Origin of the sequence: Streptomyces sp. CA-142005 (assembly GCF_050942335.1) — a bacterium.
In the GTDB taxonomy this organism is placed as follows: domain Bacteria; phylum Actinomycetota; class Actinomycetes; order Streptomycetales; family Streptomycetaceae; genus Streptomyces.
Map to the genome: position 1 here is coordinate 9,262,503 of NZ_CP192078.1, position 19,251 is coordinate 9,281,753.

Below are 19,251 nucleotides of genomic sequence, written 5' to 3' on the forward strand. Positions count from 1 at the left end.
CGGGTCAAGAAGGCGGCCCTCCTGACGAAGACACCCTCGACAGGGGGCACTTGGCCCTGCTCGACGGTCCCCGGGCCCGGACGACACGTCCGGCGGGCCTGCCGCCCCGGCAACTCGATGGGAGACGGCCCGACTTCACCCCGACCGGAAATCCGCCGCGATTCCCGGTTTCGGACGCTCCGGCCCGGGGACCTCGGTACGAGGACCGCGTCGACCTCTTTCATCACATTTGTTCAGGTTGTCGGCCGGATGTCCGGGCGTGGCCACCGCGCGTCGCACGCCCCGCTTCGCCGGTGCCGGGCCCACCCCCGTGACCAGCGAAGGAAGCAGAGCGATGAGCGAGACAAACCCCTTGAAGCGAGCGGCGGAGAAGGCGGCGGACGTCCTGCGGGGCGACGGCGCGGGCCCGGAGCAGGGCATCCCCGGAAAGCCGGGTGCCCGGTCCCCGTCGGTCGCCGAGCCGACCGAACCCCATGAGCCGCTCCCGCCCAAGCCCGACCAGACCGGCCCGGAGACCGTCTCGCCCACCGGCCAGCCCACCGGCGCCGACCAGGCACGGATGGCGCAGAGCGGCAGCCGGCTGACCAGCGCCCAGGGCACGCGGCTGTACGACACGGACCACTCGCTCAAGGCGGGACCCCGGGGCCCGGTCCTCCTGCAGGACCACCACCTGCGGGAAAAGGTCATGCACTTCGACCACGAACGCATCCCCGAGCGCGTGGTCCACGCCCGCGGCGCCGCGGCGCACGGGATCTTCCGCAGCTACGGGACGGCGGCGAACGTGACGAAGGCGGCCTTCCTCGCCGAGGGCGTGGAGACGCCGGTGTTCGTCCGCTTCTCCACCGTGCTCGGCTCCCGGGGCTCCGCCGACACGGTCCGGGACACCCGCGGATTCGCCACGAAGTTCTACACCAGCGAGGGCGTCTTCGACCTGGTCGGCAACAACATCCCGGTCTTCTTCATCCAGGACGCGATCAAGTTCCCGGACGTCGTCCACGCCGCCAAACCGCACCCCGACCGGGAGATCCCGCAGGCCCAGAGCGCCCACGACACCTTCTGGGACTTCGTCACCCTGCACACCGAGGCCACCCACCACACCCTCTGGAACATGTCCGACCGCGGCATCCCGCGCTCCTTCCGCACCATGGAGGGCTTCGGGATCCACACCTTCCGCCTGGTCGACGCCGCCGGCGGCACGACCCTGGTGAAGTTCCACTGGAAGCCGAAGCTGGGCGTGCACTCGCTGGTGTGGGAGGAGGCCCAGATCATCAACGGCGTCGACCCGGACTTCCACCGCCGGGACCTCGCCGACGCCATCGAGGCGGGCGCCTACCCCGAATGGGAGTTCGGCATCCAGACCTTCCCCGACACCCCCGACCAGACGTTCGAGGGCATCGACCTGCTGGACCCGACGAACATCGTCCCCGAGGAACTGGCCCCCGTGCAGCCCATCGGCCTGCTCACCCTCAACCGTAATCCGTTCAACTTCTTCGCCGAGACCGAGCAGGTCGCCTTCCACCCCGGTCACCTCGTCCCCGGCATCGACATCACCGACGACCCGCTGCTCGCCGGCCGGCTCTTCTCCTACCTGGACACCCAGATCACCCGGCTGGGCGGCCCCAACTTCGCGCAGATCCCGATCAACCGTCCGCACGCGCCCGTCAACGACATGCTGCGCGACGGCATGCACCAGACGGCCGTGCACCAGGGCGTGGCCCCCTACCGGCCCAACTCCCTCGACGGCGGCTGCCCGTTCGTGGCCGGCGCCGACGCGGGTGCGTTCGTCGAGGCGCCGGTCCGGGTGCCGGAGGCGACGAAGGTCCGCGAGGCACCGGCGTCCTTCGACGACCACTTCAGCCAGCCGCGCCGGTTCTGGCTCAGCATGAGCCCGGTGGAGCGCGAGCACATCATCGGCGCCTACACCTTCGAACTCGCCAAATGCTACGAACAGGCCGTCAGGGAACGGGCGTTGCAGGTGCTGGCGAACATCGACCCGGAGCTGTGCGCAGGCGTCGCCACCGGCCTCGGCCTGCCCGCCCCCGTACCCAGCGTGCCCCTGGCCGACGTCGAGCCCAGCCCCGCCCTGTCCCAGGTCGGGCGCACCTGGCCCACCGACGGCCGGGTCATCGGCATCATCACCGGCCCCGACGGCGACCTGGACGGCGTACAGGCCGTACGCCAGGAGGTGCTGGACGGGGGCATGGTCCCGCTCGTCGTCGCACCCACGGGCGGCACTCTCGGCTCCGGCCCGGACGGCCCGGCCGTCCAGCGGACCTATGCCACGGCACGGTCCGTGGAGTTCGACGCGCTGCTCGTGGCCGGTGCCCCGGGCATCGGCGTCGACGCCTACGGCGCCCGTGACGCCAAGGCGGGCCTGCCCACGGGCGGCAACGGCACTCCCGACCCGCGGGTGGGCCTGCTGCTGACGGAGGCGTACCGGCACGGCAAGGCCATCGGTGCCGCCAAGGGCGGGGAGACCGCGCTGGAGGCGGCCGGCATCCCCGCCGACGCGCCCGGCGTGATCGCCGGCGACGGCGCCACGACGGTCCTGCAGCAGCTCACCCAGTTGCTCGGCTCCCACCGGGTCTGGGACCGCTTCCCGTCGACCGCCTGACGGTCCCCCAGGCAAGGGCCGCCGAACGGCACTTCGCGGCGGTCCGCCCGGTCCGGCCCCGAACGGCTTACCTGAACAGGCGGAGGGCGTGGGTCGCGGGTCTGATGGAAGCGTCCCTCCGTCAACCAGTAAGGCAGATCATGCGTCTTCGCAGCTTCGCCACAACGGCCGTTCTCGCGGGTGTCCTTGCCATGGGTGGCTCGGTGACCGCCTTCGCCGCGGACCCGGACCCGACGACCGGCAACGCCGTCAACAGCCCGGGTGTCGTCTCGGGCAATGTCATCCAGGTGCCGGTCGAGATCCCGGTCAACGCGTGCGGCGACAGCATCAATCTGATCGGGCTGCTGAACCCGGCCATCGGCAACGTCTGCGCCAACCGGTGACGCCGCCCGTGCGCCGGCTCCCCACGCGGGAGTCGGCGCACGGCTGTTCGGACCCTGGGAGAATATGCCCACCGCACGTTTGGCGCGGTGGAGACGGGCAACTCGTCGAGCGCCGGCCGGCACCACCCCCGGGGGTGGAAGGATGCCGCACCGGTCAGGCGGGACGGCGGAACAGGGCCGTCCAGAGGAACTCCTCCCCGAACAGCGCGGAGTCCGCCGGTTCCTGCCGCATGGGGCGCAGTTCGACCTCCTGGAGATCGGAGAAGATCCGGCGCAGTGACTCGGGTGTATAGGCGAGACCGCCGTGCAGGCCGGGCTCGCGGTAGAAGGCCGCGTCGGGGAGCTCGGACCCCATCCGCCCTGCGGCGAAGCAGGTGAGCGCGAAGTGCCCGCCGGGCGCCAGCACACGCTCCAACAGCGCCAGATGGCTGACCCGGCGGTGCGGTGGCAGGTGGTGGAAGCAGCCGGAGTCGTAGACCAGGTCGTACGGGCCGCGCAGTTCGCTCGTGCCGTCCGCCGTCAGGGTGAAGGCGTCCCCGCAGTGGAACCGGACGCCTCCCATCCGGGCGCCGGCTTCCGCGGTACCCGCCCCCGCCTCCCGTGCCCGCTCCTCGGCCCAGGCGATCGCGGCGGGCGAGAGGTCGACGGCGTCCACCTCGAACCCGTGGGCGGCGAGGTACGACGCATTACGGCCGGGGCCGCAGCCCAGGTCGAGGGCCCGCCCCGGCGCGATCAGACCGCGCTCCAGGTAGGACACCAGGTTTTCGTCCGGCTTCGCCGCGAAGAACGGTACTGGTTTGTTCCGTTCCGCGTAGAAACCGTCCCACCATGCGGCCGCGCCCCGCGTCCACCGGTCGGCCTCCGGCGCGAACAGCCCGTCCAGGAGTCGCAGTACGTCTTCCACCGTGCGGATGTCCCGGTCCATCCGGCCCCCTTTCCCGATGCCCAGAACCTAGGGACGGCGACGGCGCAAGGCCAGGTCGCCGGGCTCGGCCCGAGGGCGCCGGAGGGCCTCCGAGCGCCCGGCGCGGGAGAGGCGAGGGGCCGACCCCCGAGGGGCGGCGGACGGGCCTTGCGAGCCCCGCGGCGCACCGGTACGCGGCCCTTTTCGATCGAGCCGAGGGCACTTTTCCGTCCGCTTGCCCGGGAGCGTCCGCGAGAGGCAGGAGGACCGGCTCAGTCCCGTGTCGCGGCCGGGGCCTCGCCGCCGGCCTGGGCCGCATCCTGCTGTGCGGCCGGGCGGCGCCGCCCGCGCAGCAGCAGGCGTCTCGCCGGGCGCTCCACCGCCTCGTACAGCAGCCAGGACAGCCCGAGCGACACCGTGAACGCGGTCGTGGTCACGGCGATCCCCGCCAGCGGACCGAAGTGCGGCTTGGTCCCGAGCAACCGTGTGGCGGACTGCAGCACCAGAAGATGGATCATGTAGAAGGCGAACGACAGCTCGCCGAGCCGCACCAGCCGCCGGCGCCGCCACAGCGAGGGCAGCCCCTGTACGTCCGCGACGGCCGCGGCCGGGATGAGCAGCGTGAACCCGGCGATGGTGCACACGGTGGCCGAGTAGCCGGGAGCGACCTGCGGGACGAGGAAGTAGCCGATGATGGCCAGGGCGAGCGAGGCCTCGAGACCGGGCCCCCGCCACCGGCCGAGCAGTACCAGCCGCGCCGTGACCGCGCCGAGGACGAACTCGGGCAGCCGGACCGCCGGGAAGGAGTACAGCGCGTATCTCCACCAGTGGTGGGCGTCCGCCCGGGCCAGCACGAAGACCGCCACCACGGACAGTGCGCCGAGCGCCGCCGAACCGCGCGCGCCGAGCCGGCGCAGCAGCAGGAACAGCAGCGGGAAGGAGGCGTAGAAGAACGCCTCGCAGGCGAGGGACCAGCTGACCGGGTTCAGTGTCTGCCACCAGGGACGCCACCAGGAATGCAGCAGCAGCAGATTGGACAGCGTCTGCTTCGGCGTCGGCCTCGGCAGGTTCCCGAGCGTGTACGTCATGACCAGGGCGAGGGCCAGAGTGACCAGGTGCACCGGGTAGATGCGCGCGATGCGCCGCCGCCAGAAGGCGAGCACTCGGTCACGGGGCCGCGCCGACCAGGTCAGGACGAAGCCGGACAGCACGAAGAAGAACGACACTCCGGTGGCACCGGCACCGAATCCCCAGGACACGAGGCGGCCACCGGTGCCTCCGAAGTAGCCGAAGTTGTTCACATGGAGTCCGAACACCAGCAGTGCCGCCATCCACCGCAGGCCCGTGAGGGACGGCAGCGAGGGCATGGCGGCGGCTGGGGAATCCCTGGCGGTCGTGTCGCCGGCACTGGCGTTCGGCGTCGTCCGGAGTGTCCGGGTCGTCGCCGTTGTCATCGAATCACCTGCCGCAGAGGGTTGGCGTGGGGCGTGAAGGGGTATGTTGCCCGTTCGCCTCTGATCCATCACGCCGCATGGCAAACATCACACTCGCTGCCGAACGACAGAGCCCTCCGTATGCCACGGACGCCTGGACCGGGTGCACCCGCACGAGTGACGCCCCACGTCCCGCCTTGATCAGCGCGCGGCCAGTTCCTTGGTGATCCGCTCCAGCATGTACGCCGAGGACTCCCGGGCCCGCTCCTCCCAGGCGAACACACAGGCCGTGGCCACGCCGTCGAACCCCAGCTCGCGCAGGGTGCCGAAGAAGGCGTCCCAGTCGACCTCGCCCTGCCCGATGTCCAGGTGCTGGTGGATCCGGGCCGGGGTGCCCGGCGGGTTCAGGATGTACCGCAGGCCGGAGGACCCCTTGTGGTTGAAGGAGTCCGCGATGTGCACGTGCTGCAGCTTGTCACCCGCGTAGCGCATCATCGCCGCGATGTCCGCCGTGGGGTCCGGAACTGGAGCCCAGGGAGGCCGAGTTGGACCCGAAGCTGGTCGTGCGGGGGACGAGCGGCCCGCCGCCGGCCTGACCCCGGGGACCGCGGCGGTCAAGCCGCTTGCCCGGCAAGGGCCTTGACGAGCTGATCCCGTGTCATCTTCGACCGGCCCGGGACGCCCGCGGCGCTCGCCCGCTCGTACAGCTCCGCCTTGGACAGGGAACCCAGGTCCTCGGACCCCTTCCGGCCGGTCGTCTGCTTCTTGCCGGTGGCCGGTTTCCCGCCGCCCCTGCGGCCCCGGGACCGGCCCTGCTCGACGCTCCGGCTGAGGACGTCCATGAGGTCGATGACGTTGGTCGCCTCCGGCGGTTCCGGTTCGCCGACGACCTCCTCGCCCTTCCGCTTCGCGGCGACGAGCTTTTTGACGCGCTCCTCGTAGGTGTCGTGATAGTCGGCGGGCTCCCAGTCGATGGTGAGGGCGTCGATCAGCTGCTCGGCCGTCCGCAGCTCCTTGCCGTCGCTCTTCGTGCGCCGCTCGGGCAGTTCGGGCACCACGTCGGCGGGGTCGCGCACCTCGTCGGCCCAGTGCAGGGTGTGCAGGACGAGGACGCCCGGCTGCGCGCGCAACGCGGTCAGATACTCCTTGCCGCGCATGGTGAGCGTGGCGATCCCGGCCTTGTCCGAGCGGTCCAGCGCCGACCGCATCAGCTCGTACACCTTCACGTACTCCTTGCCGCGCGGGCCGACGTAGTACGTGCGGGCGAAGTACACGGGCTCGACCTGGTGCAGGTCGACGAACCCGGCCAGGTCGATCACCTTCGACCGCCCGGGCGCGATCTCCTCCAGTTCCTCCGGCTCCACGACGACGTACTCGCCCTCGTCGATCTCGTAGCCCTTGACGATCTTGTCGGTGTCGACCTCCTTGCCGGTCCGCTCGTTGACCCGCTTGTTGCGGATCCGGTCCGAGGTGCCGCGCTGCAGCTGATGGAAGTGCACGGTGTGGTCCTCGGTGGCGGTGTACAGCGCCACGGGCAGGGTGACCAGCCCGAAGGTCAGGACACCGGTCCAGATCGGTCTCGCCATGGCTCCTCGCCTCCTGTCGTGGGCCGGCCGTCCGCCTTGGGCCGGCCGTCCCTCGTGGTGCCGCCCGGTCACCGCCGGTGTGTCCGGCCCGGGGACGCGGCGCCGGCCAGACGCTCGGCCCGGGCCGCGGTCGTCTCGGCCTGGCGCCGGGCCTCCCGTACGGCGCGGTCGGCCTGCCGGGCCCGCTCCCGTGCCTCCTGCTCGTCGGAACGGGACCGACGCTGCTCCTCCTCGGCCTCGCGCAGCCGCGCGCGCAGCCCACGCACGCGCTCCTCCGCCCCGGCCACCCGCTCGCCGGCCTCCTCCGCCTCGCGTCCGGCGGCCTCGGCCTCCGCCTCGCGGACCCGCAGCTCCCGTTCCGCGTCCCGCGCGGCGCTGCGGGCCTCGTTCAGGCGGCGGCGGTGTGCCAGCTCGTCCTCGGGCTCCTTCGCCCCGCCCCGCTTCCTTTCCGCTCCGCGTCCGCCGGACTCGCCGACCTCGGCGCGCTTCTTCTCCCTGGCCGCCGCAGGGGCGGCAGGACGGCGGCCGAGGACGCCCTCGTCCGCCTCGGGAAACCCGAACGTGGCGCCGAGCGGCTTCACGAGCCGCCCCGCCGCCCACTCCCGGGCGGCCTGCGGATCGGCCAGCACGGCGTGCAGGGTCTCCTCGACCTCGCGCTGGACCCCGTCACCCACCGGATGCCCGGCCTCCGCCGCCAGCCGCCGCGCCTGCCGGCCGAGCGTGCCGATCACCTCGCTCTGCCGACGGGCGAGCTTGCGCAGCTGCGGACCGTCCAGTTCGCGATGCGCCCGGCGCAGCTCCTCGCCGAGGTCGAGCAGCGGCTGGACCTCGTCCGGCTGCCGGCGTACGAGCAGATTGCCGACCCATGCGGCCAGGCTCGGTCGCCGCAACGCACGGATCTCCTTGGCGAGGGCCTGGTCACCGGCCTTGCGGGCGTCCAGGGCGCGGCGGTCACGGGCGGCGACGAACTCCTCCGGCCGCAGCCCGTACAGCTCGTCGGCGACGGCATCCAGGTCCACCAGCGTCCCTCTCGACGGCCACCTTGGTGACGGAGTCCGAGTTTCTCGCCCTGTGGCGATTATGTGCGCGATGAGACGACTCGTCCTGGTGGGGTGGTGCGGATTGCGTCGGACCGGCTGTGGTGGAGCGGATCCGACGCGGGCAGGCTGCGGAGGGGTGCGGGACGGCAGGCGCGACTTTCGGTGCCGGAGCCGCGCCCTTCGGCGTCGGAGCCCCACCTTTCGGCGCCGGATTCCCACCCTTCGGCCCCGCGTCGTGGACCGGCGGCGTACGGCGCCGGTGCGGCCGGGCCCGGCAGGGTGACCGTATGCAGAGGACCAAGGGGATCAAGCGTGCACAGTTCCTGGCCGGCCTGGCGTCCGCGGGGCTCGCCGCGGCCGTGCTGCCGGCGGGGGAGGCCCGGGCCACGCAGGGGAGTTCGGGGCAGCCCCGCGGCGCGCAGCGCGGGCTGCGCCATCACGGTGTCGTGTACACCGTGGGCGAGGGGGAGACACCGGGTACGGCCTTCAGCGCGGCCCGGATGCGGAAGGACATCCGGGCCATCCGCGACGAGCTGCACGCCGACACCGTCGACGTGACGGGTGACGGCGTGGAACGCCTCACGGCCACCGCCGCCGAGGCCGCCGAACGGGGACTGCGCGTCTGGCTGCAGCCGACCCTCGGCGACGTCCCGGAACGGGACATCCTGGAACACCTCGCCGAGACCGGCCGGTTCGCGGAACGGCTGCGCCGGCAGGGGGCGGCCGTGGACCTCAGCGTGGGCTGCGAGTTCTGGCTGTTCGTGCCCGGGATCGTCCCCGGAGACACGGTCTTCGAACGCATCCGCAACCTGCGCGACGGCACGGTGGACCCCGTCGCCGTGCAGCGCCGCCTGGACCGCTTCACGGCGAAGGCGGCCGCGGTCGGCCGGTCCGTCTTCCACGGCCGGCTGAGCTACGCCGCCGCCCAGGACGACGAGGTCGACTGGCGCCTCTTCGACATCGTGGGCATCGACTACTACTCGTACTTCCCCCACAAGGCCGACTACCTGAGGGAGTTGAGCCGCTATCTGCGATGGGGCAAGCCGCTGGCCATCACCGAGTTCGGCACCTGCGCCTACGTCGGGGCGCCCAGGACCGCCGGCATGGGGTGGGACATCGTCGACCACGACAAGAAGCCCCCGGAGATCAAGGCCGACCTGGTCCGCAGCGAACGCACCCAGGCGGCCTATCTCATCCAACTCCTCGACGTCTTCTCCTCGATGGACCTGTACGCGGTGATGGCCTTCGAGTTCGTGACCCCCGACGCCCCGCACCGCCCGGGCGACCCGCGCCACGATCTCGACATGGCGAGCTACGCCGTCACCAAGACCATCGAGGACCGCCCGGACGACCCCGACTCCGGCTGGCACTGGGAGCCCAAGGAGGCCTTCCACGCCCTGGCCCGCCGCTACCGGCGCGCCCGAACCGGCCGCCGGCCCGGGCAGGCGTCGTAGACAGGCCCCGGGCTCACCCGTTGGGAGGACCGTCCGGCTTGCCGCACCACCGTCGCCGAGCCGGGGCCAGATGATGCGGGCATGCCCGCGACCCGCCCGCCGATCGGCCCCCCGACCCGCCTCACGACCGATCGCCGGACCGGTCGCCGTACGGCCCGAGCCCGTCGCGCCCTGCCGACCCGTGCCTGCGGTCATCCGGGGCGCAGCCATGCGAAGGCAAACGCGAACGCGGACGTGAACGTGAACGCAATCGCTCGGGCGGGTGTCGAGGTGGACGCACGGGTGGCCGGCGGCCGGCGGGACGCGACCAAAATTGCATCGCTCGTTTTCTTGAATCACTCGTGTTTATGACGGTAGGTTCGCCCTCATGACCGCCTCCCCGACCCCGACCACCGCCGAGGAGCTCCGCGGTGCCGGCCTGCGCGTGACGGCAGCCCGCGTCGCGCTGCTGGAGACCGTCCGGGCGGGCGACCACCTCGGCGTCGAGGCGATCGCCTCCGGGGTACGCAACCGCGTGGGCCACATCTCCCTGCAAGCCGTCTACGAGGCCCTTCACGCCCTCACCGCGGCGGGCCTCGTCCGCCGTATCGAACCGGCCGGTCACCCGGCCCGGTACGAGGGGCGCGTGGGGGACAACCACCACCACATCGTGTGCCGGTCGTGCGGTGCCGTCGCCGACGTCGACTGCGCGGTCGGCGACGCGCCCTGCCTGACCGCCTCCGACGACCGCGGCTTCGCCATCGACGAGGCCGAGGTCGTCTATTGGGGCATGTGCCCCGACTGTTCCACCGGCCGCAGTTCCTGAGCACCGAGTTCCGCAAGTTCGGAAGGATTGCCATGACTGAGAACCACGACGCGATCGTCACTGACGCGAAGGCGGAGGGGGCGAGCGGTGGCTGCCCCGTCGCCCATGACCGCGCCCTGCACCCGACCCAGGGCGGTGGCAACCGCCAGTGGTGGCCGGAGCGGCTCAACCTGAAGATCCTTGCCAAGAACCCGGCCGTGGCCAACCCGCTCGGTGAGGACTTCGACTACGCCGAGGCCTTCAAGTCCCTCGACCTCGCGGCCGTGAAGCGGGACATCGCCGAGGTGCTGACCACGTCGCAGGACTGGTGGCCCGCCGACTTCGGCAACTACGGCCCGCTGATGATCCGTATGGCCTGGCACAGCGCGGGCACCTACCGCATCAGCGACGGCCGCGGCGGCGCCGGTGCCGGGCAGCAGCGGTTCGCCCCGCTCAACAGCTGGCCGGACAACGGCAACCTCGACAAGGCCCGCCGTCTGCTGTGGCCGGTCAAGAAGAAGTACGGCCAGAGCATCTCCTGGGCCGACCTCATGATCCTCACCGGCAATGTCGCCCTGGAGCAGATGGGCTTCAAGACCTTCGGCTTCGGCGGCGGCCGTGAGGACGTCTGGGAGCCCGAGGAGGACGTCTACTGGGGCCCCGAGACCACCTGGCTCGACGACAAGCGCTACAGCGGCGACCGTGAGCTGGAGAACCCGCTCGGCGCCGTCCAGATGGGCCTGATCTACGTCAACCCCGAGGGCCCGAACGGCAACCCGGACCCGATCGCCGCGGCCCGCGACATCCGTGAGACGTTCCGCCGTATGGCGATGAACGACGAGGAGACCGTCGCCCTGATCGCAGGTGGCCACACCTTCGGCAAGACCCACGGTGCGGGTCCGGCCGACCACGTCGGTCCCGACCCCGAGGCCGCCTCGATGGAGGAGCAGGGCCTGGGCTGGAGGAGCACCTACGGCACCGGTAAGGGCGCGGACACCATCACCTCCGGCCTGGAGGTCACCTGGACCGCCACGCCGACCCAGTGGAGCAACGGGTTCTTCAAGAACCTCTTCGAGTACGAGTACGAGCTCACCCAGAGCCCGGCCGGTGCCCACCAGTGGGTGGCGAAGGACGCCCCGGAGATCATCCCGGACGCGCACGACCCGTCGAAGAAGCACCGCCCCACGATGCTCACCACCGACCTGGCGCTGCGCTTCGACCCGATCTACGAGCCGATCTCCCGCCGGTTCTACGAGAACCCGGACGAATTCGCGGACGCCTTCGCCCGCGCCTGGTACAAGCTGACCCACCGCGACATGGGCCCGAAGTCGCTGTACCTCGGCCCGGAGGTCCCGGAGGAGACCCTGCTGTGGCAGGACCCGCTGCCGGAGCGCGAGGGCGAGCTGATCGACGCCGAGGACATCGCGACCCTGAAGACCAAGCTGCTCGAGTCGGGCCTCACCGTGTCCCAGCTGGTCACCACCGCCTGGGCGTCCGCCTCCACCTTCCGCGGCAGCGACAAGCGCGGTGGCGCCAACGGCGCCCGCATCCGCCTGGCCCCGCAGCGCGGCTGGGAGGTCAACGACCCCGACCAGCTCGCCCAGGTGCTGCGCGTCCTCGAGGGCGTCCAGCAGGAGTTCAACGCCTCCTCCGGCGCCAAGAAGGTCTCCCTGGCCGACCTCATCGTCCTCGGTGGCGCCGCCGCCGTGGAGAAGGCCGCCAAGGAAGCCGGCTTCGAGGTGGAGGTGCCCTTCACCCCGGGCCGCGTGGACGCCGGCGAGGAGCACACCGACGCCGAGTCCTTCGAGGCGCTGGAGCCGACCGCGGACGGCTTCCGCAACTACCTGGGCAAGGGCAACCGCCTGCCGGCCGAGTACCTGCTGCTCGACAAGGCCAACCTTCTCACCCTGAGCGCCCCCGAGACGACCGTGCTCGTCGGCGGCCTGCGCGTCCTCGGCGCCAACCACCAGGGTTCGCAGCTCGGTGTCTTCACGAAAACGCCCGGTGTCCTCACCAACGACTTCTTCGTCAACCTGCTCGACCTGGGCACGACGTGGAAGGCGACCTCCGAGGACCAGACCACCTTCGAGGGCCGCGACGCCGCCACCGGTGAGCTGAAGTGGGCCGGCAGCCGAGCCGACCTCGTCTTCGGCTCCAACTCCGAGCTGCGGGCGCTCGCCGAGGTCTACGCCGGCGACGACGCGAAGGAGAAGTTCGTGACGGACTTCGTCGCCGCATGGAGCAAGGTCATGGACCTGGACCGGTTCGACCTGGTCTGAGCCCGGCTGCGAGGGCGTCCGGTCCGACCCGCACGGGTCGGGCCGGACGCCCTTCGCCGTCCGGGCGGACCTCGGGCCCGCTGTCACCGGAGCGTCACAGGAGGCCCACAACCGTCACAGACGATCCACAGCGGAAACCCGGAGCCTCCCGGCACTGTCTCCCCCGGCGAGCACCGGCACGGAGCCGGTCGAACCACGCACACCGGAAATCGGGGGACCTCATGCACCACCGCAACACCATCCGCCTCGCCGCGTCGGCGACGGCCGTGATCGCCGCCGCGCTGTCGCTGACGGCGTGCGGGCCGGGGGACGGCGACGGGGCCGCCAAGACCTCTTCCCCGACCCCGGCCGCCACCGCTCCCTCCCGCACCGCCTCCACCACCGTGAGCCCCACCGCCACCCCTCCGTCGGCCTCGGGATCCTCCGGCGGCACCTCGACCGCCCCGAGCGCCGCGGCCTCTCCGGCGTCCGACACCTCGTCCTCCACGGCGCCGGCGTGCTCGCCGTCGGCCGTGGAGGCGACCGCCTCCCAGGCGGCCGACCGCCCGGACGGCACCGGCACGGGCGCGGCGATCGTGGAGTTCACCAACGTCTCCGGGCACGCGTGCGTGCTGCGGGGCCACCCGTCGGTGGGCGGAGCGGGCAACGGTTCCCCCGAGCACAACATCCCCCTGAAGGTGACCCCCGCGGGCACCGCGTCGCCCGTGCGCCTCGCGCCGGGCGGCAAGGCATGGGTGAAGCTGACCTTCCACCAGGTGCAGGGCGAGGGCGACGGCTACTGCGTGTCCGGCGCGAAGCCCGCCGTCTATCCCACGCTCGTGGTGGGGCTGCCCGGCGCGGGGGCGCACCAGGTCGCGCTGTCGGACGGCGAGTTCGCCGAATGCGACAACACCGTCACCGCGACCGCGGTCTCGGCGGCGAAGCCCTCCTGACCGGCACGGGACCGGCGGGCGGCCGGCTGCGAGCACGCCTCGCGCCGCCCGCCCGCCCGCCGCCCGCTCGCCGCGCTCCCCGGCCGAACAGACCACGACACCCTCGCCCAAGGCCTGTCCAGCCAGCGGATGCTGCTCCAGGCCGCGGACCGGCTGTGGGACACCGTGCCCGGCACCGCACGGGACCACGTCCGCACCGTGGCCGCCATCGCCGAGCGCAGCCTCGCCGAGGCCCGCCGCTCGTCCGCGACCTGACCCCGGCGGACCTGGCTGCGCCGAGCACGAGCAGCGCCCCGACAGGGGCGCGGGGAACTGCGCGAGCAACCACACCACACCCCCAGACGCGTGACGACCCGTACCCCCAACGGCGCTGACGCCACCGGCGGCTTCATTTCCGCAGCGCCTCGAACGCCTCGCGCCCCGCCGCCCCGATCGCGAGATCGACATCCGGCGCGAGCCCCGCGCAGCGGTCCGCACGGGTCAGCGCCGCCACGGCCACCCGGTCCCCCGACTCCGCCTCGACCACCCCGATCTCGTGCCGCAAGTGCAGGAACGACCCCGTCTTACCGCTCCACCGCAACGTGTCCGCCCGCAGCTCGCTCGCCAGCCGGTGCGTGAAGACCTGCAGCCCCATCAGCCGCCGCAGCTCCGCCGTCGCCGTCGGCACGGAGATCTCGTCCCCCCATACCCGCCGCAGCAGTTCGACGAGCGCCGCGGCCGACCCGGCGTTGGCGTACGCCGGGTCCAGGGTCTCGATGGTGTGCCGGCCGGCCCGCTCGTCCCGGAGGGCCAGTTCCAGCGCGAGCGAGAAGTCGTTGCCGGCGGCACCGGCGGCACACTCGTACATGTGGTTCATCCGGTGCCGCATCCGGATCTCCCCGCACCCCCAGGCCCGCAGCCGCTCGTCCACGTCCGTTGCCGGCACCAGGTCGAGCAGGGTGTCCGCGGCGGCGTTGTCGCTCACCGACAGCATGAGCAGGAGCAGATCACCGACTGCTACGGTCGCCGGGTGCCGGAACGCCGCGAGCCCGGTGGGACCGACGCTGCTCCGCGCCGGATCGACCGTCACCGGGTGCGCCGGATCCAGCTCCCCGGCAGCGATCCGGTCCAGTACGACGAGGGCGAGCGGCACCTTCACGACCGACGCGAGCGGCATCGGCTCATCGACGTCGAAGCCGAGTCGCTCGCCGGTGTCGAGGTGCCGGGCGAGGAAGGAACCGCGCACGCCGAGGGCGGCCCAGTCGGCGGCGATCGCCTCGGCCACGTCCAGGAGGGCGCCGTCGTCCCCGACGTACACCGGTGCCGGGCTCATCCGCGTGCCGCCAGCCGTGCGGGCACGTCCTCGGGGCCGGTCCCGGAACCCGGTCCACCGGGCCCTCGGGCAGCGGCTCCCACGGCCGAGGCCAGCAGCGGGACCAGCCAGTCCGGCACATCCGCCGAGCCGTTGCGGCCCTGGGCGCCGCTCACGTCGTACCCCCGGTGCAGTGACCGGTCGGACAGCGGCGCCCACACCGCCCCGTGCTGCCGCGCGAAGGGCTCGGCGCACAGCAGCAGCGCCCGCCCGGCCAGCGTCTCGGCGAGCGCCGTGGCCGCGGACCCGGCAGGCCGGAACCGGCCCGACGGCAGCCCGGCGCGGGCCGCGGCGCGCTCCAGGCGGTCCTCGTGGGACGGCACCTGATCCTCGGGCAGGGTCAACACCGACGGCGCGGCGGCGAGTTCGGCCTTACGGCCGCGGCGGGGCCGCAGATCCTCCAGATGGACCGCGCGCCGCGCACCGCCGTACGCCGGGACGCTCTCCCCGCCCTCCGGCGCCGGTGCGGACGCCAGACCCAGCGGCACCCGGAACGCGCCCCGCTCCGGCGCAACCCGCACGAGCGCGTAGGAGAGCGAGCCGTCGGCCAGCCCGGAAACCCTTTCTGCGGGCGGTAGTTCACGCATGCCGAGCGTGATCGCCCGCTCCGCACCGGCGCGGATCGCGCGCGCCAGCGCCGCCGGGGCGCAGTGCGCGGGCACCCCGACGACGCGCACCCGCGCCCGCCCGGCCGAACCGGCGACCTGCCGCAGCCGCTGGGCCCGGTCCAGCACGTCACGCGCGTACGGCAGGAGCAGCGCGCCCAGCTCCGTGATCGTGATCTGCCGCCGCGAACGGTCGAACAACAGGCCGCCGAAGTGCTCCTCCAGTGTCTTGATACGGCGGCTGAGCAGCGGCTGGGCGATGCCGAGCCGGTCCGCCGCCCGGGAGAAGCCCGCTTCGTCGGCCGTCGCGACATACGCCTCGAGGTGCGCCAGAAGATCCATCCTGCACTCATATCAATAAGGCATGAGGTGTTCAAAGTTCACTCTTGGACATGGGTGGTGTCCGGCTGTTTCGCTGTCCTCGTCGAAGATCCAGGAACCCGATCACGGGACGGACGACCAGGAGGACTGTGCTCATGACCGGCCCGGACCACTCCCACTCCCTCGCCCGGCGCGGACTGTTCAAGGCGGGCCTCGCCCTCACCACCGCGGCCGTGGCGGCCACGGCCGGATCAGCGCCCGCCGCATCGGCGGCGGACAGCGAACTGCCAGGCGTGGAAGCCGAGTTGGCCGAATTGGAGCGTCGGCACGGTGCCCGGCTCGGCGTGTACGCGCGCAACGCCCGCACCGGACGGACCGTGTCCCACCGGGCGGGGGAGCGGTTCGCGATGTGTTCGACGTTCAAGGCGTTCGCCGCGGCGGCGGTTCTGCGCGACCACGGCGGCTGCGCACCGCTGGACAAGGTGATCCACTACCCGCCGCACGACATCCTGTCCAACTCGCCGCGTACCGCCGAGCACGTGGACACCGGTATGACGGTGGCGGACCTGTGCGCGGCGGCGATCCAGTACAGCGACAACGCGGCGGGCAATCTGCTGCTGCGTCAGATCGGCGGCCCCGCCGGACTCACCGGCTTCTTCCGGTCGCTGGGCGACCGGGTGAGCCGGCTCGACCGGTGGGAGACGGACCTGAACACCGCGATCCCCGGCGACCTGCGCGACACCACGACCCCGCAGGCCCTCGGCCGCAGCTTCGAGCGGCTGACCCTGGGCCGGGCGCTGGCCGGCGCCGACCGGGAACGGCTCGTCACCTGGCTGAAGGGCAACACCACCAGTGCCGCGCGGTTCCGCGCCGGTCTTCCGGACGACTGGGTACTGGCGGACAAGACCGGCACCGGCGACTACGGGACCGCCAACGACATCGGCGTGGCCTGGACGACCCGGAAGACGCCCATTCTGCTGACCGTGCTGTCGACCAAGAGCACCCGGGAGGCACCGGCGGACGACGCGCTGGTCGCGGAGGCAGCACGGATCGCGGCCCGCGTCCTGGCGCCGGGCGAGTAGACCCGTTCACCCACTTGAATATGAATCATGTAGGTGATCGCTGACGCGAGCGTGGCACGTCCCTACGGTGGCACCTCGTGGTGACCTTCGGCGGGAAGGCCGTGACGCCGTAGCCGGCCCGGCGCACGATCGTTCCCTGGCGGGACGCCGCTTCCGGTGGCGTCCCGTTCGCACGCGTCGCTAGACCTCCGGACGCGGCTCGCCCGCCTCCAGTGCCGAGAGCTTGTCCGGGTTCGTGACCAGGAACACCTCGCGGACCTGCTCGCCGTCCGGGTCGAGGTCCATGACCATCACCGCGTGCGGGGAGCCGTCCGCGAACACCACCACGGCCGCGTCGCCGTTGACATCCCGGTGCCGGAGCTCCAGCCCGGCCGCCGAACGCGCGGCGTAGCCGGTGAGCGCCCGTGCCACCTTGTCCCGGCCGCGGATCGGCCGCGGCGCCGCCTGTCCCTTGCCGCCGCCGTCCGTCCACAGCGTGGCCTCCGGCGCCAGGATCTCCAGCAGGGCCCCGAGGTCCCCGCCGAGCGCGGCGGCCACGAACCGTTCCGTCGCCTGCCGCCGAACCCGGGGATGCGCCTGGTAGCGGGGGCGCCGGGCGCGCACATGGGACCGGGCGCGGTGCGCGAGCTGTCGTACGGCCGCGGGGCTGCGGCCGAGGATGTCCGCGATCTCGGTGTGGGCGTAGCCGAACACCTCGTGCAGGACGAACACCGCCCGTTCCAGCGGGGTCAGGGTCTCCAGTACGACCAGCATGGCCAGCGACACCGATTCGGCGCGCACCGCACTCTCGGACGCGTCCTCGCCGGCCGCCGGACCGGCAGGGCCGTCCGTGAGCAGGGGTTCCGGCAGCCACGGCCCGACGTATGTCTCGCGCCGCCGGGCGATCCGTGCCCGCCGTGCCAGCGCGTGCCGTACGGCGATCCGCACGAGATAGGCCCGCGGATGCTCGATCTCCGCCGCCTGACCCGCGTCCCCGGCACCCGAACGCCCCGCCCAGGACAGCCAGGTCTCCTGCAGCACGTCCTCGGCGTCGGTGACGGTGCCCAGCATGTTGTACGCCACCGCGAACAGCAGCTCGCGGTGGTCGAGGAACGCCTGGGTGGCGGTGTCCGTCCCCGCGGGCGTCCGGTGGTCGGCCATGGCATCTCCTCACGACGTCTGCCCACCCAGAGGGGCCGGGGCCCCGGAGTGTGACATCGGGGGGCGGCTGTGTGCCGTAGGTCTCATCCTGCGCCCGCGCTGTCACACTCGCCGCCCTCCTGTCCCTCTCGGTCCACGGCAGCAGCACCACGCAGCGAAGGAGCAGCCCATGCGACTCGTCGTCTTCGGCGCGAACGGGCCGACCGGACGGCAGGTCACCGAGCAGGCGACCGCCGCCGGACACACCGTCACCGCCGTCACCCGCCACCCCGGTGCCTTTCCGCTCGACCACCCGCGCGTGCGGGTCGCGGAGGCCGACGTCCTGGACGGGGCGGCGGTCGACAGCGTCGTCCCCGGACACGACGCCGTGATCTCCGTGCTCGGCGTCCCGTACGGCCGGGCCCCGGTCACCGTGTACTCGACCGGCCTCGCCCACATCACCCGGGCCATGACCCGGCACGGCGTCCGGCGCCTGGTGTGTGTCACCTCCACCGTCCTGTCCGACGTGCCGGCACCCGGCGAGGGCGTCTTCTTCCGGAAGGTGCTCGAGCCCTTCTTCGCGCGGGTCGTCGGGCGCACGGTCTACGACGACATGCGCCGCATGGAGGAGATCGTGCGCGCGGGCGACCACGACTGGACGGTGCTCAGGCCCGCCGGGCTCTTCGACACGAAGGAGGTCAGCGACTACCGGCTGGCCCCCGGCCGGCTGCCCGGGCGGTTCACCTCCCGGGCCGACCTCGCGCACGCGCTCGTGCGCGAGGCCGTCACCGAGGGGCATCCGCGCGCCTTCCTCGACGTGCGCACCACCGAGGGCACCCCGCGCTTCCTCGACCTCGTCAAGAAGGAGGCGTTCGGCAGGTGAAGCGCGCCGGTTACGAAGGCCGACCGCCGTAGGGGACGGTGATCAGCTCCATGGCGTGGCCCGCCGGATCCATGAAGTACACGCCCCGGCCGCCGTCGTTGTGGTTGATCGTGCCGGGCTGTCGCCGGTGCGGGTCGGCGTAGTGCTCGATGCCGCGCTCGACGATCCGCGCGTACGCGGCGTCGAACTCCTCCTCGGAGACCAGGAAGGCGTAGTGCTGGGGGGTGATGTGTTCCTCGGGGATGGTGGCGAAGTCCAGGGTGACTCCGTGGGCGAGGGCGACCGCGACGAACGGGCCCCATTCCCCGGTGATCTCGAGACCGAGCAGTCCGGCGAAGAACTCGGCGGACTCCCGGTTGTCCCGGGCATGGACGATGGTGTGGTTGAACTGGACCGACAAGGAATGCCTCCACGGCATGTCCTGGCACCTCCATGCCTCACCCGGCCGGTGACCGGCACGCGATGCCGTCGGCGATCCTAA

16 protein-coding genes and 2 pseudogenes are annotated in these 19,251 nt (G+C 72.4%); 9 read left to right on the plus strand and 9 right to left on the minus strand.

Going from position 1 to position 19,251, the window contains the following annotated elements; all coding sequences use genetic code 11:
• Nucleotides 1-334: 334 nt before the first annotated feature.
• Both ACQPXS_RS42700 and ACQPXS_RS42705 read left to right on the plus strand, forming a co-directional pair.
• Nucleotides 335-2,614: a catalase gene (locus tag ACQPXS_RS42700; RefSeq protein ID WP_433454859.1), complete on the plus strand. Its 2,280-nt coding sequence runs from the start codon at nucleotides 335-337 to the stop codon at nucleotides 2,612-2,614.
• A gap of 140 nt (nucleotides 2,615-2,754) precedes the next feature.
• Nucleotides 2,755-2,997 carry a chaplin gene (locus tag ACQPXS_RS42705; protein ID WP_365328388.1) on the plus strand — a complete coding sequence of 81 codons (243 nt, stop codon included), beginning with the start codon at nucleotides 2,755-2,757 and terminating at the stop codon, nucleotides 2,995-2,997.
• A gap of 154 nt (nucleotides 2,998-3,151) precedes the next feature.
• Here the strand turns inward: ACQPXS_RS42705 and ACQPXS_RS42710 are convergent, their stop codons facing one another.
• The 5 genes and pseudogenes from ACQPXS_RS42710 to ACQPXS_RS42730 form a co-directional block, all read right to left on the minus strand.
• On the minus strand, nucleotides 3,152-3,922 hold the full coding sequence (locus ACQPXS_RS42710; protein WP_433454860.1) for a class I SAM-dependent methyltransferase: 771 nt from the start codon (nucleotides 3,920-3,922) through the stop codon (nucleotides 3,152-3,154).
• A 251-nt stretch (nucleotides 3,923-4,173) separates the two neighbouring features.
• Nucleotides 4,174-5,355 (minus strand): acyltransferase family protein, encoded by a 1,182-nt coding sequence (locus ACQPXS_RS42715; RefSeq protein ID WP_433454861.1) that lies wholly within the window; start codon nucleotides 5,353-5,355, stop codon nucleotides 4,174-4,176.
• A 180-nt stretch (nucleotides 5,356-5,535) separates the two neighbouring features.
• Nucleotides 5,536-5,853: pseudogene (locus ACQPXS_RS42720) on the minus strand (TIM barrel protein); the annotation flags it as partial.
• A 95-nt stretch (nucleotides 5,854-5,948) separates the two neighbouring features.
• Nucleotides 5,949-6,920, minus strand: coding sequence for a Ku protein (locus ACQPXS_RS42725; RefSeq protein ID WP_433454862.1), 972 nt, complete (start codon nucleotides 6,918-6,920; stop codon nucleotides 5,949-5,951).
• A 68-nt stretch (nucleotides 6,921-6,988) separates the two neighbouring features.
• Entirely contained in the window at nucleotides 6,989-7,939 is a 951-nt protein-coding gene (locus ACQPXS_RS42730) for a hypothetical protein (RefSeq protein ID WP_433454863.1), read from the minus strand.
• Nucleotides 7,940-8,247: 308 nt separating this feature from the next.
• Here ACQPXS_RS42730 and ACQPXS_RS42735 point away from each other — a divergent pair, with 308 nt between their 5' ends.
• The 5 genes and pseudogenes from ACQPXS_RS42735 to ACQPXS_RS42755 form a co-directional block, all read left to right on the plus strand.
• Complete coding sequence (locus tag ACQPXS_RS42735) at nucleotides 8,248-9,414, plus strand: abortive phage infection protein (RefSeq protein WP_433454864.1); 1,167 nt, start codon at nucleotides 8,248-8,250, stop codon at nucleotides 9,412-9,414.
• A gap of 367 nt (nucleotides 9,415-9,781) precedes the next feature.
• Nucleotides 9,782-10,219, plus strand: a complete 438-nt coding sequence (locus ACQPXS_RS42740) for a Fur family transcriptional regulator (protein ID WP_365328402.1) — start codon at nucleotides 9,782-9,784, stop codon at nucleotides 10,217-10,219.
• Between the two features lie 32 nt (nucleotides 10,220-10,251).
• Nucleotides 10,252-12,477 carry a catalase/peroxidase HPI gene (gene katG, locus ACQPXS_RS42745; protein WP_433454865.1) on the plus strand — a complete coding sequence of 742 codons (2,226 nt, stop codon included), beginning with the start codon at nucleotides 10,252-10,254 and terminating at the stop codon, nucleotides 12,475-12,477.
• A 221-nt stretch (nucleotides 12,478-12,698) separates the two neighbouring features.
• The gene (locus tag ACQPXS_RS42750; RefSeq protein ID WP_433454866.1) at nucleotides 12,699-13,409 is read left to right on the plus strand and encodes a DUF4232 domain-containing protein; all 711 of its coding nucleotides are present in this window, start codon (nucleotides 12,699-12,701) and stop codon (nucleotides 13,407-13,409) included.
• A 93-nt stretch (nucleotides 13,410-13,502) separates the two neighbouring features.
• Nucleotides 13,503-13,681, plus strand: a pseudogene (locus ACQPXS_RS42755) (histidine kinase dimerization/phosphoacceptor domain-containing protein); the annotation flags it as partial.
• Between the two features lie 116 nt (nucleotides 13,682-13,797).
• Here the strand turns inward: ACQPXS_RS42755 and ACQPXS_RS42760 are convergent.
• Both ACQPXS_RS42760 and ACQPXS_RS42765 read right to left on the minus strand, forming a co-directional pair.
• A complete protein-coding gene (locus tag ACQPXS_RS42760; RefSeq protein ID WP_433454867.1) occupies nucleotides 13,798-14,721 on the minus strand; it encodes a serine hydrolase in 924 nt (307 codons plus the stop codon).
• Entirely contained in the window at nucleotides 14,718-15,707 is a 990-nt protein-coding gene (locus ACQPXS_RS42765; RefSeq protein ID WP_433454868.1) for a LysR family transcriptional regulator, read from the minus strand. Before ACQPXS_RS42765 ends, ACQPXS_RS42760 begins: the two co-directional genes overlap by 4 nt.
• A 134-nt stretch (nucleotides 15,708-15,841) precedes the next feature.
• Between ACQPXS_RS42765 and bla the strand changes: the two genes are divergently transcribed.
• Nucleotides 15,842-16,768: a class A beta-lactamase gene (bla, locus tag ACQPXS_RS42770; RefSeq protein WP_433454869.1), complete on the plus strand. Its 927-nt coding sequence runs from the start codon at nucleotides 15,842-15,844 to the stop codon at nucleotides 16,766-16,768.
• Between the two features lie 180 nt (nucleotides 16,769-16,948).
• Here the strand turns inward: bla and sigJ are convergent, their stop codons facing one another.
• On the minus strand, nucleotides 16,949-17,908 hold the full coding sequence (gene sigJ / locus ACQPXS_RS42775; protein WP_433454870.1) for an RNA polymerase sigma factor SigJ: 960 nt from the start codon (nucleotides 17,906-17,908) through the stop codon (nucleotides 16,949-16,951).
• 169 nt (nucleotides 17,909-18,077) lie between these two features.
• On the opposite strand from sigJ, the gene ACQPXS_RS42780 reads away from it, so the two are divergent.
• Nucleotides 18,078-18,770, plus strand: coding sequence for an NAD(P)-dependent oxidoreductase (locus ACQPXS_RS42780; RefSeq protein WP_433454871.1), 693 nt, complete (start codon nucleotides 18,078-18,080; stop codon nucleotides 18,768-18,770).
• 10 nt (nucleotides 18,771-18,780) lie between these two features.
• Here the strand turns inward: ACQPXS_RS42780 and ACQPXS_RS42785 are convergent, their stop codons facing one another.
• A complete protein-coding gene (locus ACQPXS_RS42785; protein ID WP_433454872.1) occupies nucleotides 18,781-19,170 on the minus strand; it encodes a VOC family protein in 390 nt (129 codons plus the stop codon).
• Nucleotides 19,171-19,251: the final 81 nt, after the last annotated feature.

What these genes read in the sequence shown, in the direction of transcription:
- ACQPXS_RS42765 (WP_433454868.1), bottom strand. Translation starts at nt 15,707, where the DNA reads ATGGATCTTCTGGCGCACCTCGAGGCGTATGTCGCGACGGCCGACGAA.
- ACQPXS_RS42780 (WP_433454871.1), top strand. Translation starts at nt 18,078, where the DNA reads ATGCGACTCGTCGTCTTCGGCGCGAACGGGCCGACCGGACGGCAGGTC.
- ACQPXS_RS42750 (WP_433454866.1), top strand. Translation starts at nt 12,699, where the DNA reads ATGCACCACCGCAACACCATCCGCCTCGCCGCGTCGGCGACGGCCGTG.
- ACQPXS_RS42725 (WP_433454862.1), bottom strand. Translation starts at nt 6,920, where the DNA reads ATGGCGAGACCGATCTGGACCGGTGTCCTGACCTTCGGGCTGGTCACC.
- katG (WP_433454865.1), top strand. Translation starts at nt 10,252, where the DNA reads ATGACTGAGAACCACGACGCGATCGTCACTGACGCGAAGGCGGAGGGG.
- bla (WP_433454869.1), top strand. Translation starts at nt 15,842, where the DNA reads ATGACCGGCCCGGACCACTCCCACTCCCTCGCCCGGCGCGGACTGTTC.
- ACQPXS_RS42760 (WP_433454867.1), bottom strand. Translation starts at nt 14,721, where the DNA reads ATGAGCCCGGCACCGGTGTACGTCGGGGACGACGGCGCCCTCCTGGAC.
- ACQPXS_RS42735 (WP_433454864.1), top strand. Translation starts at nt 8,248, where the DNA reads ATGCAGAGGACCAAGGGGATCAAGCGTGCACAGTTCCTGGCCGGCCTG.
- ACQPXS_RS42705 (WP_365328388.1), top strand. Translation starts at nt 2,755, where the DNA reads ATGCGTCTTCGCAGCTTCGCCACAACGGCCGTTCTCGCGGGTGTCCTT.
- ACQPXS_RS42700 (WP_433454859.1), top strand. Translation starts at nt 335, where the DNA reads ATGAGCGAGACAAACCCCTTGAAGCGAGCGGCGGAGAAGGCGGCGGAC.
- ACQPXS_RS42710 (WP_433454860.1), bottom strand. Translation starts at nt 3,922, where the DNA reads ATGGACCGGGACATCCGCACGGTGGAAGACGTACTGCGACTCCTGGAC.
- ACQPXS_RS42715 (WP_433454861.1), bottom strand. Translation starts at nt 5,355, where the DNA reads ATGACAACGGCGACGACCCGGACACTCCGGACGACGCCGAACGCCAGT.
- sigJ (WP_433454870.1), bottom strand. Translation starts at nt 17,908, where the DNA reads ATGGCCGACCACCGGACGCCCGCGGGGACGGACACCGCCACCCAGGCG.
- ACQPXS_RS42740 (WP_365328402.1), top strand. Translation starts at nt 9,782, where the DNA reads ATGACCGCCTCCCCGACCCCGACCACCGCCGAGGAGCTCCGCGGTGCC.